Below are 18297 nucleotides of genomic sequence, written 5' to 3' on the forward strand. Positions count from 1 at the left end.
AGCGTCGCAAGACTTTAATGAACGGGTTGTCCCATGTTTTCCAATCCTGACCTCCTGAAGTTTATCTTCGGCCGGTTGACTCTCGAATCCATCCCCTACCACGAGCCAATCCTGGTAGCGACCTTCGCTGCTGTCGCGCTGGGCGGCATCGCCCTCTGCGCGTTCATCACCTACATGAAGTGGTGGGGTCCGCTGTGGAACGACTGGATCACCAGTATCGATCACAAGAAGATCGGTATCATGTACATCATCCTGGCGATCGTCATGTTGCTGCGCGGCTTCTCCGACGCCATCATGATGCGTATCCAGCAGGCTATCGCGTTTAACGGATCGGAAGGCTATCTGCCGCCGCACCACTACGACCAGGTCTTCACGGCTCATGGCGTGATCATGATTTTCTTCGTCGCGATGCCTTTCGTGACGGGTTTCATGAACTATGTCGTGCCGTTGCAGATCGGCGCACGCGACGTATCGTTCCCGTTCCTCAACAATTTCTCGTTCTGGATGACGACCGCAGGTGCGATCATCGTGATGATCTCGCTTTTCGTCGGTGAGTTCGCGCGTACCGGCTGGCTTGCCTATCCGCCGCTTTCGGGCGTGGAATACAGTCCCGGTGTCGGTGTCGACTATTATATCTGGGGTCTGCAGGTAGCCGGTGTCGGTACGACTTTGTCAGGCATCAATCTGATCGCCACGATCGTCAAGATGCGCGCACCCGGCATGTCCTTCATGAAGATGCCCGTCTTCACCTGGACCTCGCTCTGCACCAACATCCTGATCGTCGCCACCTTCCCGATCCTGACCGCTACCCTCGTTCTTCTGTCGCTCGACCGTTATGTCGGTACGAACTTCTTCACGAACGATCTCGGCGGCAACCCGATGATGTATATCAACCTCATCTGGATCTGGGGCCATCCGGAAGTCTACATCCTGATCCTGCCAGCCTTCGGTATCTTCTCCGAAGTCGTTGCCACCTTCTCCGGCAAGCGTCTGTTCGGTTATGCCTCGATGGTCTACGCGACCTGCGCGATCATGATCCTGTCCTACCTCGTGTGGCTGCACCACTTCTTCACGATGGGTTCGGGCGCTTCAGTCAACGCATTCTTCGGCATCACCACGATGATCATCTCGATCCCGACCGGTGCGAAGATCTTCAACTGGCTGTTCACGATCTATCGTGGCCGCGTCCGTTACGAAGTTCCGATGCTCTGGACGATCGGCTTCATGGTGACTTTCGTCATCGGCGGCATGACCGGCGTCATGCTCGCAGTCCCGCCGGCAGACTTCGTACTGCACAATTCGCTGTTCCTGATCGCTCACTTCCATAACGTGATCATCGGCGGCGTGCTGTTCGGCCTCATGGCTGGTGTGACCTACTGGTATCCTAAGGCCTTCGGCTACAAGCTCGATCCCTTCTGGGGCAAGATGAGCTTCTGGTTCTGGTTCATCGGCTTCTACTTCGCCTTCATGCCGCTCTACGTTCTCGGCCTGATGGGCATTACCCGCCGCATGTCTCAGTTCGACGATCCGTCGCTGCAGATCTGGTTCGTCATCGCCGCTATCGGTGCAGGCATGATCGCAATCGGCATCCTGTCCTTCATCATCCAGCTCGTCGTCAGCTACATCAAGCGCGAGGAACTGAAGGACGAAACGGGCGATCCGTGGCATGGCCGTACTCTGGAATGGTCGACGTCTTCGCCGCCGCCAGAATACAACTTTGCCTTCACTCCGGTCGTGCATGACCACGATAGCTGGTACGACATGAAGAACCGCGGCTACGCACGTCCGCTGCAGGGCTTCAAGCCGATCCACATGCCGAAGAACACCGGCACGGGTGCAATTCTGGCAGCCCTCAACATTGCCCTGGCATTCGGCCTGATCTGGTACATGTGGTGGCTTGTCGTCGTATCGTTCGTCGCCATCATCGCAGTCGCGATCGGCCATACCTTCAACTACAAGCGCGACTTCTACATTCCGGCGGAAACCGTTTCCGCTGAAGAAGCCAAGCGTACAGAACTGCTGGCGAAGCAGGTGTGACAATGAGCAACATTCAGAGCCAATCTGCGGAAAAGCCGCAATTCTACCTCGAGGAAGATCACCATCCGGAAGGCAGCACGAACCTCGGGTTCTGGCTGTATCTGATGAGCGACTGCCTCATCTTCGCGACGCTATTCGCGACCTATGCCGTGCTCGGCCGCAATTATGCGGCCGGCCCAGCGCCTGCCGACCTGTTCGACCTGAAGCTCGTGGCAATCAACACCGCCATGCTCCTGTTCTCGTCGATCACCTACGGTTTTGCGATGCTGCAGATGGAACGCGGTGCCAAGCAGGAAACCCTGTTCTGGCTCGCCGTTACTGGTCTCTTCGGCCTCGCCTTCCTGGGTATCGAACTCTATGAGTTCCATCACATGATCCACGAAGGCGCGACGCCGCAGCGTTCGGCCTTCCTGTCGGCCTTCTTCACCCTGGTCGGCACGCACGGTCTGCACGTCACCTTCGGCATCATCTGGCTGGTCACGCTGATGGTTCAGGTTTCCAAGCACGGCCTGATCGCTGAAAACCGTCGCCGCCTGATGTGTCTGTCGATGTTCTGGCACTTCCTCGACGTCGTCTGGATCGGCGTATTCTCTGTCGTCTATCTCATGGGAGTCGTCGGATGACCACCAACTCCACCTCGCACGAAGATGCACACGAAGCCCATCACGCCCACAGCCATGGCCACGAAGCCGGCCATGGAAGCTTCAAGAGCTATGTGACGGGCTTTATCCTGTCGGTTATCCTGACAGCCATTCCGTTCTGGCTCGTCATGGGTGACGTGCTCGACAGCAAGGTTGCCACCGTTGCGGCAATCATGATCATCGGCGCGATCCAGATCGTCGTCCACATGATCTACTTCCTGCACATGAACACCAAGTCGGAAGGCGGCTGGACGATGATGGCGTTGATCTTCACGGTCATCATCGTTGCAATCGCTCTGGTCGGCTCGCTTTGGGTCATGCATCATCTCAATACGAACATGATGGTCATGTCGCCCGAGATGATGAAGAACCTGCCTTGAGGTGATCAGGGAGCCCATGCGGGCTCCCTGACCTCAGAGACTACCGACCGGCATACACAATTCATGAAATGGAAACGCCCGTGAAATCTTACCTAGGCTTTCGGGCGTTTCTGCTTTTTGCGGCTATCGTCTTCACCGCTCTCGGTATCTGGCAGGTCCAGCGGCTTTTCTGGAAGCTTGATCTGATTGCCCGAGTTGATGCGCGCGTCCACGCAGCAGCTGCTGCCCCTCCGACCGCAAACGAATGGCCGACCATCAAGTCCACCGATGCCGAATATCGGCATGTGGTTCTGAATGGCACCTTCGACAACTTACGCGAGACGCTGGTACAAGCCGTGACCGAGAGAGGCCCGGGCTTCTGGGTTCTCACGCCGCTTGCCACGGCGGATGGCGGCACGGTCCTGATCAATCGCGGTTTCGTGCCGCCGGATCGCCGCGACCCAACCTCTCGTGCGGAAGGGCAACTCCAAGGAGAGGTCACCGTTACCGGATTGCTCCGGCTCAGCGAGCCGGGAGGGGCATTTCTCCGGAGTAACAATCCCGCGGCGGGCAGTTGGTATTCCAGAGATGTGCAGGCGATCGGAGAGAACAAGCAGCTTGTGAAGCTCGTTCCTTATTTCGTCGATGCAGATGCGACTGCCAATCCTGGCGGATATCCCGTGGGCGGTTTGACAGTCATCCAGTTCCGAAACAGCCATCTCGTTTACGCGCTGACATGGTTCGCGCTCGCCATCATGTCCTTTGCCGCCATGATCATGATTCCGCGCTTCCTGCGCAAGGAGACCTGACGGGCGGTGAGGCACTTGCTGGAAGGCACCGTCGCAACACTGTAAGAATAATTTCCACCTCATCTTGAACCGCCGACCTGCCGACACGAGATGCCAACTTGTCGCAGTGGGCGCTGTTGGCGTCCATCTCGCTTGCGGTTTCAGTTTCATTCCGGCAGCGAGAACGCGTTGATGAGCACTCGTTAAAACCCGGAAGACAGGCTATACAATGCCGGATGCAGCTTATCCCATACCCGAGTTGATAACGCTGCTGCTTTGGTGAAGGCATATGCAGAAGACGCTGCTACGTTATATCTGGACGCATACGAGGCCACAGCAGGTCTTCATCCTGCTGATCGTCGCCTTGTCGATGATCCCATATTTCCTTGCCTTCGACCTTCCCAAACAGATCATCAACGGCCCGATCCAGGGCCAGGGTTTCGAAGATCTCAGCACCACCCAGAATTTTCTGGATTTCTCGATCAGCATTCCGTTCGTTGATTACACATTCGGCTTCGACGGTTTTCCGCTCGACCGCATGCAGACGCTGGTCGCGCTCAGCAGCGTCTTCCTGCTTCTGGTGATCATCAACGGCGCATTCAAATACTACATCAACACCTACAAGGGCCGGCTCGGCGAGCGCCTGCTGCGCCGCATCCGCTTCGAGCTTGTTGATCGAGTTCTGCGTTTTCCGCCCCGCCACGCCAAGAGCCTGAACGGCGCCGAGATCGCCAGCATGATCAAGGACGAAGTGGAGCCGTTCGGCGGTTTCACCGGAGATGCCTTCGTTCAGCCGGCACTGCTCGGCGGCCAGGCTCTCGCCGCACTGTTCTTCATCATCCTGCAGAATTTCTGGCTCGGCATGGTGGCGGCCTTCATGGTCGCGATCCAGGTGATCATCATTCCGAAGATGCGCCGCCGGCTGATCGAACTCGGTCGGCAGCGGCAGATCACGGCACGACGGCTGGCTGGCAAGGTTAATGAAGTGGTCGAGGGCCTCGGCACGATCCACGCCTATGACACATCGAATTTCGAGCGCGCGGACGTGGCAAGCCGGCTGGGTGAAATCTACCGCATCCGCTACGATCTCTACCAGTGGAAGTTCCTGGTCAAATTCCTCAACAACTTCCTGTCACAGGTCACGCCGTTCCTTTTCTATCTCATCGGCGGCTATCTGACGCTGCGCGGCACCCTCGACGTCGGTCAGCTTGTCGCCGTCATCAATGCCTACAAGGACTTGCCGGGACCTTTGAAGGAGCTGATTGACTGGGACCAGGCGCGCCAGGACGTGCAGGTAAAATACGAGCAGGTCTTCGAGAACTTCGAAGTCGAGGATCTCATCAACCCGGCCATTCACACTCTCACTCCGGCATCGACACAGCAGAAGCTCGAAACACTTCACGCTGTTTCAGTGTCGCTCAACGACGACAGCGGCGCCAAGGTTGTCGACCACGTCACGTTGAAGATCGATCGTGGCGAAACGGTTGCGATGGTGGATCATACAGGCCGTGGCGCAGAAGCGATGGCTGAAGCTTTCGGTCGGCTCTCATGGCCTTCGAGCGGCCGAATCTGCCTTGGGGATCAGGATATCCGGGAACTTCCGGAATCCGTAACCGGACGCCATATCTCCTATGTCTCCACGGATAGCTACTTCTTCCATGGCAGCCTGAAGGACAACCTTCTTTACGGTCTCAAACATGCTCCGGTCAAAAGACACGAGTATGAAGGCAAGGACATGCGCCAACGACTTTGGGAGATCCGCGAAGCCAAAAAGGCGGGCAATCCACACCTCGACATCCGTGCCGGCTGGGTGGACTACAGTTACGCGGCGCTCGGCAACGGCGCCAAGGAGGACTTGCAGAAATCGCTTCTCGCAGCACTCGATGCCGTGCAGCTGACTGACGACGTGCTTGAACTTGCGCTTCATTCCACAATCAATCCGGACGAGGATCCGGAATTTGCAACGCGCGTGGTAGAGATGCGCAGGGCCTTGCGTGCCCGTATGAACGAACTGGGCATGGAATCCCTCGTCATCCCGTTCGAGCCGGACGGCTACAACTCCCAGGCAACAGTCGCCGAAAACCTGCTGTTCGGCGCGACATTGGCGCCTCTCACGCCGGACAATGAATTGCTATCCAGCGAGCATTTTTATACCGCGCTCAACAAGGTCGGGCTGCAGCGGCCATTCGTCGAAATGGGGCGGACAGTCGCCCGGAACCTCGTTGAAATATTCGGTGGGCTACCGGCAGACCACCCGTTCTTCCGTCAGGTCACAACGCTGTCTGCAGAAGATATCAGCTACTACCAGAGCCTGCTGCAGCGAAAAAATGAACCCAAGCCGGTCAATTTCCGACTATCCAGTGCAGACAAGGCCTTCATCCGCCTGACGCTGGAATATATCGAGCCACGATACCGCCTTGGCATTTTGACAACCGAGCTTCAGAACAAGATCGTCGGTTCACGCGAACTGTTTTACACCGAGCTACCAGCTCATCTGCGGGAACTTATCGAACGCTACGATCCCGATAAATACGTTTCCGTTGCGACGCTGCGTGAGAATATTGTTTTTGGAAAGCTGAGCAACAGTAACGCGGATGGCGTCGTCGAGCTTCGCACGTTGGCAGGCGCTGTTTCACGCGAGCTCGGCTTTGCCAACCAGCTTCTAAAAGCCGGTCTCGATTACGACATTGGCGCTGGCGGACGACGTTTGACACCAATCCAGCGACGAAAACTTAATCTTGCCCGCGCATTAATTCGGCGATCTGACTATTACGTGTTCAATAAACCGCTTCCTGGGCTCGAAAGACACACCCAGGAGGAAATTGTGCAGAACGTACTTGCATTTCTGGGTCAACAGGAGAATGATCCAGCTGTAATCTGGGTCTTGTCAAACATTTCTTTGTCACGTTTGTTTGACAAGGTCGTCATGTTTGACGGAGGCGCAATCCTCGAAGAGGGCTCGTACGAGACGCTCGAACAGGAGAGCGGAACCTTCAAGGCTCTGGTGGCTTAGCCATCTGTCCGACAGGAAAGGCGGAAGAGCGATGTTGCTATGTGATGAAGTCCAGCTGCTGCGGAAACTCCCGTATTTTGCGGAAGTAGATACCTGCAAGCTCAAGCTGCTCGCGTTCGCATCCGAACGCGTGACGTTCAAGGCTGGTCAACGCCTCTTCACCCAGGGCGACGCGGGAGATTCCGCCTATTTCATTCTCAGCGGCAGCGTGGAGTTTCTTGTCAGCACGCCTGACGGCCCTGTGAAGGTCAGCGAACGCGGTCCCAACTCGATCGTCGGCGACATCTCGCTGCTCTGCGATGGGCCACGCAGCTCGACGGTTCAGGCTGCCGGCGTGGTCGAAGCCTTGAAGATCAACAAGGACTACCTGTTCCGGATCATGGACGATTGCCCAGGCATGACCATGAAGATGACGCGCGCAATCGCCGAGCGGCTGCGCCTGACATCGTCGGAACTCGATCAGGTTCGCGCCCTGCAGAAGGCCTGAGCGGCCTCATACTCTCACAGCCTGCGATACATGAAATACCTGCCTTCATTGACCGAAGGCAGGCGAGGAAGCGCATCGAGTTGCGAGTGTTCTAGTGGCAGACCGCTGACGGCGTAACCGCCCGGCTGAAGCATGGCGGCAACCATCTGCGGCAGCCATGACAGCGTGATGGCATCCTTGTCCGGATAACCCGTACCGATATCCGCGTGGACCAGTGCTGCGCCGGTTCCGGCAAACTCCTGCCCTGTCTTGTTGATCTCGCCGGTGACGAAATCATCTTCATGCGGCGCCGTTGTGCGATGTGCGTTCATCGCGCGATCGAATGCTATGACCCGCCGCTCCGGAAAAAGCTCGCGCAGATGGCTGTAGGTCCTGCCATTTCCCAATCCGACTTCAAGAACATCCCCTTGCGCCGGAAGACCGAGGTCACGGGCAACATGGTTGAGAATATCGCGTTGGGCGGACATGCGATTGATGAATGTGTCGAGGCGGCTCATGGTCTTTCCAGTGTCTCAGGCTTTGACGATGACGTCAGAGGAAATTCCCTTGCGGGCGAAGATGTTGCGGGTATCGACGATCAATGGGGCAAGGCGGGATATAGCGTCGTAATCGACATTGTCATGGTCGGTAGCGATGACCACGGCATCGAAGGATTTGAGCGCGCCCTCGTCCCACTCTATCGACCGACGGCCCTTCAGTTCGGCATATTCGCGGGTCGACGGGATTTCCGATACGTAAGGGTCAAAATAGGCTACCGACCCGCCACGGCGCTCGATCAGTTCCATCAGCCGCAGCGATGGGCTTTCGCGAATGTCGGGCACGTTCTTCTTGTAGGCGAGACCGATCAGAAGCACTTTCGAACGGCTGAGCGCCTTGCCGCTACGGATATCCAGCGCTTCCGCCAAACGGGTGACGATGTGGTGCGGCATGGCGGTATTGATCTCGCCGGCCAGTTCGATGAAGCGCGTCGGCGTCTCGAATTCGCGGGATTTCCAGGTCAGATAGAACGGGTCGATCGGGATACAGTGACCGCCGAGACCGGGGCCTGGATAAAAGGGCATGTAGCCGAAAGGCTTGGACTTTGCCGCATCGATAACCTCCCACACATCGATGCCCATAGCGTCGTAGACGAGCTTCAATTCGTTGACGAGCGCGATGTTGACGGCGCGAAAGATGTTTTCGGTGAGCTTTACCGCCTCGGCGGTGGCCGTGGTGGAGACCGGCACGATGGTCTCGACGGTCGCGCCATAGAAAGCCTGCATCAGTCCTGCCGCAGCTTCACCATCACCTGCAACCACTTTCGGGATGCTGGCGGTGTGGAACTGGCGGTTGCCGGGATCTTCGCGCTCGGGCGAATAACCGAGGAAGAAATCATTGCCCGACTTCAGGCCCGTCCTTTCGAGGATCGGCTTCACCACCTCATCGGTCGTGCCGGGATAGGTGGTCGATTCGAGCACGATAAGCTGGCCCGGGCGCAGGGTTTTGGCAATCGCCTCTGCCGTCTTCGCCACATAGGAAAGGTCTGGGTCGCGATGCGCCGTCAACGGCGTCGGCACGCAGATGGCGATGATATCGCATTCGGCCAGGAGGTTGAAATCGCAGGTCGCGGCAAAGCGCCCGGCCTCGCATTCTGCCTTCAGCATTTCGGTCGGAACCGCCTCGATATAGCTTTCTCGGCGGTCGATGAATTCGATCTTGGACGGGTCGATATCGAAGCCGGTGACCGAGAAACCTGCCCGTCCAAAGGCCATCGCCAGTGGTAACCCGACATAGCCAAGCCCCACGACACCGGCTTTTGCCGTGCGTGCGGTGATCTTCGCATGGAGCGTCGAGGAAAGGGAGGTATCGGTCATGACGGGAGAAATCCTAGCGGTGAGGCGGTGGCTGACAGTTGTGAGAGATGCGCCGACGTGTCAAGAGTGGTCACGGGGAGATGATCAAACCCGCATGATGCCAGGCCTATGAAAATCCTGTTCTATTCGCCGCTGAAATCACCCAATCATCCCGTTCCGTCCGGAGACCGGTTGATGGCGCGGCTTATCGTCCGGGCACTGACCAGCCTCGGGCACGAGGTTTCGATCGCGTCCGAAATGCGCAGTTTCATGCGCTCGGCCGATATGCGGGATGCATTCAAGGCGAACAAGGCAGAGGCTGCGGGAGAGATCGAACGGATTGCTACCGAGTATTCCGGCACGTCTGCGCCTGACCTCTGGTTCACCTATCACCCCTATTACAAGGCGCCCGACCTTTTAGGCCCGGCGCTTTCGCGGCATTTCGACATTCCGCTGATCAATGCGGAAACTTCCTATTCGTTGCGCCGGAATATCGGCGTGTGGGAGACATCGCAGGAGATGCTGCTTGAGAGTATCAAGAGTGCCGCCGTCAATCTATGTTTCACCCGCCGGGACCGGGACGGATTGAAAGCCGCTGTTCCCGAGGCCCGGCTGGAAATGATCGCCCCCTTCATAGACACTGCACCCTATCTCAAACGCGCGCCATCCCCCGAGCCGGGGCGGCTGATCACCGTGGCGATGATGCGGCCGGGGGACAAGCTGTCCAGCTACCTGGCGCTGGCGGAAAGCCTGAGCCTGATCCGGCATCTGCCATGGACGCTTTCGATCGCCGGCGATGGCGAATGCCGGCAGGACGTGGAGCGTGCTTTTGCGGCACTCGACCCCAACCGGATAGAATGGCTGGGCGCCTTGCCGGAAGACAAAATCGCTGACCTTCTGTCACGCGGCTCAATGTTCGTCTGGCCGGGACATGGAGAGGCGTACGGGCTTGCCTATCTCGAAGCCCAGGCTGCGGGCCTTCCGGTTGTCGCCGAAGCAATTGCCGGTGTTCCCGAAGTCGTCGAACACGGCAGGACTGGCCTGCTGACGGCACAAGGTGACCGAACTGCCTTTGCGGAAGCGATCAGCGATCTTCTCCGCAAAGGCCAATCAAGAGAGCGGCTTGCCAGCGAAGCAAGGATTTTCGCGAGCGAGGAACGATCGATCAGCGGTGCAGCGGAAAACCTGCGCCGGATAATCGATACGTGTATGAGATGACGAGATGAGCAGACAACAATTCCTCGATACGCTCAACGCTTATGCCGAGGATGGCAGGACGGTGCAGCTTTGGCTGCGGGATGACGACGCCATAGCGCCGACTGCGGCGCTGTCGCGGCTTCTCGACCTGTCGAAACGCTGGAATGCGCCGATGACCATCGCTGCCATTCCCGCCGATGCGAAAATCGAATTGGCCCGACTGCTGATCGACCTGCCGCTGATATCCGTCGCCGTGCATGGCTGGGATCATACAAACCATGCACCAGCCTCGGAGAAAAAGCAGGAACTCGGGCTGCATCGCGGCGAGGAAGCGGTGCTTGCGCGGCTGGCGGAAGGGCTGGAGCGGATTGCCGGCCTGTTCGGTGATCGCGCCGTGCCGCTGCTCGTGCCGCCGTGGAATCGTATTGCGCCGGCGCTCCTCGGCCATCTGCCTTCGCTTGGATACGTGGCGCTCTCGGTCTTCGGGCCGGAACGGGAGGAGACCCCGGTTAAGCTGGTGAATACCCATGTCGATATCATCGACTGGAAAGGCACGCGCGGCGGACGTCCGATGGATATTCTCTACGCCGAAGCCTCAGCGCACCTCGGCACTGGCAACACGCAATCGACAAACCTCGGCGTGCTTACCCACCATCTCGTCCATGACGATGCCGCCTGGGATTTTCTCGATGACTTTTTCGCCCTCACAGCCGGGCACCCTGCCTGCCAATGGGTTCCGGTCAGCGCGTTGATGCACGCGCGCTGAAAGCTACCAGGGCTTCCAGGGGATAAGCAGACCGTCGGCATCGGCAGCCATCGCCCGAACATCCGGAAGCGATGCTCCATTCGACGCCGGAGGAGCAACGAACCCCGCGCCTGCGAGGTTGACCGGACCGGATCTGGCGACGACGGTGAAGATCAGCGGGCCAGTCGACCACCATGCGGGGGCGTCGTCGAGTTCCTCGATCACCGAGGGCAGTGCATCGCACAATCGTGAGAAGACCGGATTGCCTGCTGGCGTCGCGAGAAAGGAGTTGGCGAAAAGCGTGCTGCCCGCACCGGTATTGCGCGGGATGTCTTCGGCGAAGACAGAGAGGCCGGTTAGCGGCAGGAAATCATGAAAGCTCCCGCGATTGCCGCCCGGATACCAGTCGCAATCGAGATAGATGCCTCCGATATCACGCAGGATCATGTAGCGGGCCACATCCACCGCGCCCGGAAAATCGCCGATACTCAGCATATGTCGAAGCGACGTGTGTCGATCATAACCATTTTCGGCAAGATCGGCTTCGCGCCACAGTTTATGCTGATACCCATTTGCCGCGGCATGCGCTGCCCAGGCGCCAACGGTCGGAGGAACAGGTCTTGAGCCGAGCCATATCTGGTGGATGCATCGCGGCACCGGGACGCGCGACAGCTCGGCCATTGCCGCCTTGTCCTGCGCCGAGAACACGCCGTATCGTGCAAGCTTTTCGGGCGGAGGGACGAGATGGAACTGATAACCGATCCGGGCGACAGCATCGCGTTCGGCTTTTGCCAGCTTCAACAGCGCCGATTGCAGCCGACGCGGCAAACCGAGTGACGTCTGCGCATCGGTTTTGCCGATATCCTGCGCCCGGATTTCCTGCAGCAGGTCACGCGCCGCCTCGAAATCACCTGAGCGGATCAGTGCCTTGGCTTCGCCAAGCATCCTTTTATAGTCTGGTTCGTTAATCATCCGCAGCTATCCGGCAGTCTTCATATGGCATGGACTATCATCATAGCTCTGCGCTACGTTCAATTCCGTTACAGCGTCAACCTGATCAGGTGCCAAACGATGCATTCCGACAAATCTGATTTTGCCGTTATACGGAAATGCGGGGGTCTGCTAAGTGGCACCGTAGGAAAAACTGCCCGATGACGACATTCGTGCCCGATCTGCTGCGGATAGAAAACCTGAGCGTGAGCTTCCCGGTCTTCGGCAGCAGAATTCAAGCCGTCAACAATCTGAGCATGCGGATCAAGCCCGGCAAGGTGACGGCGCTGGTCGGAGAGTCGGGCTCGGGAAAGTCGGTGATCGGCCGCACGATCGTCGGGATCGAAAGTCCCCTCGCATCGATATCGGGCCGCGTGCTGTTCAATGACCCGGAGACCTCGGAAGAACCCGTGGATCTGCTTCAGTTGCCGCAGGACGGACGACAGATCCGCAGCATTCGCGGCAACCGGATCGGGATGATTTTCCAGGAACCGATGACCTCGCTGTCGCCGCTGCACACAATCGGCAACCAGATCGACGAGGCATTGCGGATCCATGATGCGTCGTCACCTGCCGAACAGCGCGAACGGGTCTATGACACGCTGTCCCTCGTCGGGTTCAAGGATCCCGCAAAGGTCCACGCGATGTATCCGTTCGAGCTTTCCGGCGGGATGCGCCAACGCGCAATGATTGCCATGGCGCTTGTCTGTCGCCCTGCCCTTCTGATCGCCGACGAACCGACGACGGCACTCGACGTGACGATCCAGGCGCAGATTCTCAAGCTTTTGCGCGATCTGCAGTCCCGCTTCAACATGGCAATGCTGCTGATCACCCATGATCTCGGCATCGTCACCAATCTTGCGGACGAAGTGGTTGTCGCCTATCGGGGCGAGATCATGGAAGCCGGCACGGTCGACGATATATTCAGGCGGCCCGTCCATCCATACCCGAAGGGACTGATCTCGGCGATCCCGACTTTCGAGATGAAGCGCGACCAGCGTCTGAAGCCGCTGCGCGAAATCGCGGTCGATACGGCCAGCCTGATGGAGACCGGTTATCTCAATTCCGGCGGCTCGCGGACGATCCTCTCGGTCAACCATATCAGCAAGACCTTCAAAGCGAAGAAGCGCAAGCTCGGTAGCCACGAAAGCAATGTGACACTCGCGGTCGATGACGTCAGTTTCGATATCCGGCGCGGTGAAAGCCTCGGGCTTGTCGGCGAAAGCGGTTGCGGCAAGACCACGCTGAGCAAGATACTCATGCGCGGCCTGACCGCCGATACCGGCGCTGTCGTGTTCGAAAGCGAGAAAGGGCCGATCGATGTCCTTTCCGCTCAAGGTGAAGAACTGGACATGCTGCGCCAGCGAATCCAGATGGTTTTCCAGGATCCGATCTCGTCGCTTTCGCCACGCATGACGGTCAGGGAGATTATCGGCGAGGGTCTGGAGATCCATGGTCGCGGTTCGCGCGCCACGCGGCTGGATGCGGTTCGACGGCTGCTGCGCACGATCGGCCTCGACGACAATGCGCTCAGCCGGTACCCGCACAGTTTCTCCGGCGGCCAGCGACAGCGCATCGGTATCGCCCGCGCCCTTGCGCTCGGCCCTGAACTTTTGATCTGCGACGAGCCCGTCTCGGCGCTCGACGTGTCGATCCAGGCGCAGATCCTTAATCTCCTGAAGGATCTCAAGCGCGACCTGGGGCTGACCTACCTGTTCATCTCGCATAACCTTGCGGTAGTGAACTACATGGCGGACCGTGTTGCCGTCATGTATGCGGGACGGATTGTCGAAATCGGTCCTTGCGAGATCATCATGCGCAACCCGACGCATCCCTATACACGACGGCTGATAGCGGCCGTGCCGATCCCCGACCTCGACCGTCCGCTCGATCTCGATTCTCTCGACATTCCGAGAAAGCCGACGCAAGACTGGCACCCCGCCTTCATTCAGGACGAGGGAGAACGGCTGACCCAGATCGACCTAGGTGGCGGGCATTTCGTCCTGGCAAAACCTCAGGTGAACATCAGGGAGCTGCAGCCATGATGAAACGCCGAACCCTGCTCGGTATGATGGCGACCGCGCTTGTTCCCTTCAACGCGAAGGCTGCCTTCACCGGATCGGACTATCTCGCCGACGACATCAAGGCCGGCAAATTGCCGGACGTTGCGGAGCGCTTGCCGCGCAATCCGCGTGTCGTCAATATCGGCGCAAAAAACCTGAAGCCCGGACGTCACGGCGGCGTTGTGCGCATGCTGATCGGCGGTCAGCGCGACATCCGCCTCATGCCGATCAACAGCTATTCACGGCTGGTCGGTTACGACGAGCAACTGAACCTCCAGGCCGATATTCTGGAAAGCTTCACATCGGAAGACGACCGCGTCTTCACCTTCACACTGCGGGAAGGGCACAAGTGGTCGGACGGTTCACCGCTGACGACGGAGGATTTCCGTTACAGCTGGGAAGACGTGATGAACAACAAGGAGCTTCATCGCGGCGGTATTCCAGTGGATCTCAGGGTGAACGGCAAGGGCCCGACTTTCGAGATCCTGGACGAGCGCACGGTAAGATACAGCTGGAATGAGCCCAATCCCGATTTCCTGGCACAGCTAGCGAAACCTTCGCCGCTCGTGATCTACATGCCGTCGGCCTATCTGAGGCAATTCCACCCGCGCTACCAGAGCGCGGACAAGATTGCCGCGATGCTGAAGACATACAAGGCGCAGGATTGGACCGACCTGCACCAGCGAATGTCGCGTACGGTGCGGCCGGAAAACCCCGAACTGCCGACACTCGACCCTTGGTACAACAGCACCAAGCCGCCTGCCGGACAATTCGTCTTTCTGCGCAACCCATTCTTCCATCGTGTCGACGAGAACGGTTTGCAGCTGCCTTACATCGATAAAATGGTGCTGAATGTCAGTGCGCCGGATCTGATCGCCGCAAAAGCAGGCTCGGGTGACAGCGACCTGCAATTCGCCAATGTTGATTTCTCCGACTACACGTTCCTGAAAGCCGCCGAAAAACGCCTGCCGATGAAAGTAGATCTGTGGAAGCGCACGCAGGGTTCCCGCGTGGCGCTGGTTCCCAATCTCAATTGCAAAGACGATGTCTGGCGCGGCCTGTTCCAGGACGTTCGGGTCAGGCGGGCGCTATCTCTGGCGATTGATCGGGAGGAGATCAACAAGGCGGTATTCTTCGGCCTGGCGCATGCGGCCGGGAATTCGGTGCTGCCCGACAGCCCATTGTTCAAGCCGGAGTATGAACAGGCCTGGGCGAACCACGATATCGACATGGCCAACCGGCTGCTGGACGAGGCGGGCCTCGCGAACCGCACGGAGGATGGCTTGAGGCTTCTGCCCGATGGGCGCCCGGCAAAAATCATCGTCGAAAGTGCGGGAGAAAGCACGTTTGAGAGCGACGTCTTGGAACTGATCACCGATCACTGGTCGAAGATCGGCATTGCGATCTTCACCCGCGTGTCGCAACGCGAGATTTTCCGCAAGCGGGTGATCGGCGGCGAGACGCTGATGTGCGTGTGGATGGGTCTCGACAACGGCGTGCCGACGGCCGAGATGTCGCCCAACGAACTGGCGCCGACATTCGACGACCAGATGCAGTGGCCGGTCTGGGGGCTTCATTATCTCTCCGGCGGTCGTGATGGACATCCACCGGATCTTGCCGAGGCCAGGCAGCTTCTCGACCTGCTGAAAGACTGGAAAACAGCCGGAACGCACGAGGAGCGGGAAGCAATCTGGCATTCGATGCTGACCATCTACACACAGGGCGTCTTCACCATCGGCATCGTCAACCAGGCTCTGCAGCCGCTCGTCTATTCTTCGAAACTGCGCAACATTCCCGAGAAGGCCCTGTTCGGCTACGATCCGACATCCTTCCTTGGCGTCTATATGCCTGACACCTTCTGGTATGAGGAGGATCACGCATGATCCGCTACATTCTCTGGCGGATCATGGTGATGATCCCTACCCTGATTCTGATTTCCATGCTCGTCTTCACCATCATCGAGCTGCCGCCGGGCGACTATTTCGAAAGCTATGTCGCCGAGATGCGGGCAATCGGCGAACCGGCCGACATGCAGGAAATCGAGGAATTAAGGGCGCGCTACGGTTTTGACCAGCCGCTGCCGATCCGTTACCTGCATTGGGTGGGCGGCATGATGGTGGGCGATTTCGGCTATTCCTTCGAATACCGCCTGCCCGTCTCGGACGTTGTCGGCGACCGTCTGTGGCTGACCATTCTCGTATCCGTCGTGACGATCATCCTCACTTGGCTGCTGGCCTTCCCGATCGGCATCTATTCCGCCACGCATCAGTATAGCTGGGGCGATTATGGGCTGACGCTTCTCGGCCTTATCGGCCTTGCCGTGCCTAATTTTGTGCTGGCGCTCATCCTGATGTATTTCGCCAACGTCTGGTTCGGCACATCGATCGGCCATCTGATGGACCAGAAATACCTGAACCAGCCGATGAGCTGGGACAAGGCGAAGTCGATCCTCGAACATCTGTGGATCCCAGTGATCATTATCGGCACGGCCGGCACCGCCGGCATGGTGCGCCGGCTGCGCGCCAACCTGCTTGATGAGCTGCGCAAGCAATATGTGATGACGGCGCGGGCGAAGGGGCTTCACCCGTTCAAGGTTCTGACGAAGTATCCGCTGCGCATGTCGCTCAATTTCTTCATCTCGGACATCGGCTCGATCCTGCCACAGATCATTTCCGGAGCGGAAATCACCGCCGTCGTGCTGTCACTCGAGACGACGGGGCCCATGCTGATCAAGGCGCTGCAGACGCAGGACATGTATCTGGCGGGTTCCTTCCTGATGTTCCTTGCCATATTGACCGTGGTCGGGGTGCTGATCTCGGACATCGCGCTTGCACTCTTCGACCCGCGCATTCGCCTTTATGGAGGTCGGACGCGATGAGCATGCAACTGCCACCGGACGGCCAGCCGCTGCCGCATTACGTCAATGAAGCTGCTTTCGATCCATACGCTTTCGATAAGACGGGCGAAGGTGCACCGCTTGCCAAGCGAGCCTCCCAGCTCCGTTTGATGTGGTGGAGGTTCAGGCGGCACAGGTTGGCGCTGTTCTCAGGCATATTCCTGCTGTTCTGCTATCTGTCGATCATCATCGCCGAGTTTCTTGCGCCGTATAATCTCCACACGCGCAACATGGATCACATCTATGCGCCGCCGCAATCGGTGCATCTGTTTCATGACGGGACGTTCGTCGGGCCATTCGTCTACGGCCAGAAGATGACGCTGGACATGGAGAACCTGAGGCGCGTCTACACCGACGATCCCAACCAGGTGCAGCGGCTCCGCTTCTTCTGCAAGGGCGATCCCTACAAATTCTGGGGCCTCATTTCCGCAGAGCGACATCTCGTCTGCCCGGCTGAAGGCGGCCAGATGTTCCTGTTCGGCACCGACCGGCTCGGACGGGACGTCATGTCCCGGGTCATCTATGGCGCACGGATTTCGCTGACGATTGGTCTTCTCGGCATCACCACCAGCTTCGTGCTGGGCATCCTGATCGGCGGGCTTGCAGGCTATTGGGGCGGCAAGTTCGATCTTGTGGTGCAGCGCATCATCGAAGTACTGCAGTCGATCCCGAGCATTCCGCTATGGCTGGCGCTTGCCGCGATCATGCCGGTGGATTGGAGCCCGTTCGTCATCTATCTCGGCATTACCTTCATCCTGGGGCTTCTGGACTGGACAGGGCTTGCGCGCGCGGTGCGATCCAAGCTGCTGGCGCTTCGGGAGGAAGACTATGTGATGGCGGCGCAATTGATGGGGGCCAATCACTGGCGTGTCATCGGCCGGCATCTCATTCCCGGTTTCATGTCGCACCTGATCGCCAGCGCGACGCTGACCATTCCCGGCATGATCCTCGGCGAGACGACATTGAGCTTTCTCGGGCTCGGCCTCAGGCCACCGGTCACGAGCTGGGGCGTGCTTCTGACCGAAGCGCGGACGGTCAATGTCGTGGCGCTTTATCCCTGGCTGCTCATCCCGGTGATCCCGGTCATCCTGGTCATCCTCGCATTCAATTTCTTAGGCGATGGCTTGCGTGACGCGGCGGACCCCTATCACTGACTTGCGCGCATAAAAGCGGGCGGATACTGGTTTTGCCGGCCGAACCCTGGATGAGGGATCGACCGGCAAAGACCGCAAGGAACGACGTTGAACAT

15 protein-coding genes are annotated in these 18297 nt (G+C 58.5%); 12 read left to right on the forward strand and 3 right to left on the reverse strand.

Features of this window, described 5'->3' with window-relative positions; genetic code table 11:
* The first annotated feature begins 33 nt into the window (after positions 1–33).
* The 6 genes from cyoB (at position 34) to GGE33_RS13650 (ending at position 7325) form a co-directional block, all read left to right on the forward strand.
* Positions 34–2037, forward strand: coding sequence for a cytochrome o ubiquinol oxidase subunit I (cyoB, locus tag GGE33_RS13625; RefSeq protein WP_148146133.1), 2004 nt, complete (start codon positions 34–36; stop codon positions 2035–2037).
* A gap of 2 nt (positions 2038–2039) precedes the next feature.
* Positions 2040–2660, forward strand: coding sequence for a cytochrome o ubiquinol oxidase subunit III (gene cyoC / locus GGE33_RS13630; protein WP_183823783.1), 621 nt, complete (start codon positions 2040–2042; stop codon positions 2658–2660).
* Entirely contained in the window at positions 2657–3058 is a 402-nt protein-coding gene (gene cyoD, locus GGE33_RS13635; protein WP_148146135.1) for a cytochrome o ubiquinol oxidase subunit IV, read from the forward strand. Before cyoC ends, cyoD begins: the two co-directional genes overlap by 4 nt.
* A gap of 68 nt (positions 3059–3126) precedes the next feature.
* Positions 3127–3846 carry an SURF1 family protein gene (locus tag GGE33_RS13640; RefSeq protein ID WP_183823785.1) on the forward strand — a complete coding sequence of 240 codons (720 nt, stop codon included), beginning with the start codon at positions 3127–3129 and terminating at the stop codon, positions 3844–3846.
* Positions 3847–4114: 268 nt separating this feature from the next.
* Positions 4115–6838 carry an ABC transporter transmembrane domain-containing protein gene (locus tag GGE33_RS13645; protein WP_148146137.1) on the forward strand — a complete coding sequence of 908 codons (2724 nt, stop codon included), beginning with the start codon at positions 4115–4117 and terminating at the stop codon, positions 6836–6838.
* A gap of 31 nt (positions 6839–6869) precedes the next feature.
* Positions 6870–7325: a cyclic nucleotide-binding domain-containing protein gene (locus tag GGE33_RS13650; RefSeq protein ID WP_148146138.1), complete on the forward strand. Its 456-nt coding sequence runs from the start codon at positions 6870–6872 to the stop codon at positions 7323–7325.
* Positions 7326–7339: 14 nt separating this feature from the next.
* Here the strand turns inward: GGE33_RS13650 and GGE33_RS13655 are convergent, their stop codons facing one another.
* The gene (locus tag GGE33_RS13655; RefSeq protein ID WP_183823787.1) at positions 7340–7822 is read right to left on the reverse strand and encodes a class I SAM-dependent methyltransferase; all 483 of its coding nucleotides are present in this window, start codon (positions 7820–7822) and stop codon (positions 7340–7342) included.
* 15 nt (positions 7823–7837) lie between these two features.
* Positions 7838–9178: a nucleotide sugar dehydrogenase gene (locus tag GGE33_RS13660; protein ID WP_183823789.1), complete on the reverse strand. Its 1341-nt coding sequence runs from the start codon at positions 9176–9178 to the stop codon at positions 7838–7840.
* Positions 9179–9286: 108 nt separating this feature from the next.
* On the opposite strand from GGE33_RS13660, the gene GGE33_RS13665 reads away from it, so the two are divergent.
* Complete coding sequence (locus tag GGE33_RS13665) at positions 9287–10375, forward strand: glycosyltransferase family 4 protein (RefSeq protein WP_183823792.1); 1089 nt, start codon at positions 9287–9289, stop codon at positions 10373–10375.
* Positions 10376–10379: 4 nt separating this feature from the next.
* Complete coding sequence (locus tag GGE33_RS13670; protein WP_183823794.1) at positions 10380–11120, forward strand: polysaccharide deacetylase family protein; 741 nt, start codon at positions 10380–10382, stop codon at positions 11118–11120.
* 3 nt (positions 11121–11123) lie between these two features.
* Here GGE33_RS13670 and GGE33_RS13675 read toward each other — a convergent pair whose 3' ends face one another.
* Positions 11124–12071 carry a glycosyltransferase gene (locus GGE33_RS13675; protein WP_183823796.1) on the reverse strand — a complete coding sequence of 316 codons (948 nt, stop codon included), beginning with the start codon at positions 12069–12071 and terminating at the stop codon, positions 11124–11126.
* 179 nt (positions 12072–12250) lie between these two features.
* Between GGE33_RS13675 and GGE33_RS13680 the strand changes: the two genes are divergently transcribed.
* The 4 genes from GGE33_RS13680 to GGE33_RS13695 are packed head-to-tail and all read left to right on the forward strand — an operon-like array spanning position 12251 to position 18202.
* Entirely contained in the window at positions 12251–14134 is a 1884-nt protein-coding gene (locus tag GGE33_RS13680; protein ID WP_183823798.1) for an ABC transporter ATP-binding protein, read from the forward strand.
* Entirely contained in the window at positions 14131–16035 is a 1905-nt protein-coding gene (locus GGE33_RS13685) for an ABC transporter substrate-binding protein (protein ID WP_183823800.1), read from the forward strand. The genes GGE33_RS13680 and GGE33_RS13685 overlap by 4 nt, the downstream gene beginning before the upstream one ends.
* Positions 16032–17030, forward strand: a complete 999-nt coding sequence (locus GGE33_RS13690; RefSeq protein WP_183823802.1) for an ABC transporter permease — start codon at positions 16032–16034, stop codon at positions 17028–17030. The genes GGE33_RS13685 and GGE33_RS13690 overlap by 4 nt, the downstream gene beginning before the upstream one ends.
* A complete protein-coding gene (locus GGE33_RS13695; protein WP_148146147.1) occupies positions 17027–18202 on the forward strand; it encodes an ABC transporter permease in 1176 nt (391 codons plus the stop codon). Before GGE33_RS13690 ends, GGE33_RS13695 begins: the two co-directional genes overlap by 4 nt.
* Positions 18203–18297 lie beyond the last annotated feature (95 nt).

It is taken from the genome of Aliirhizobium cellulosilyticum (genome assembly GCF_014198105.1).
GTDB classification, from domain to species: domain Bacteria; phylum Pseudomonadota; class Alphaproteobacteria; order Rhizobiales; family Rhizobiaceae; genus Neorhizobium; species Neorhizobium cellulosilyticum.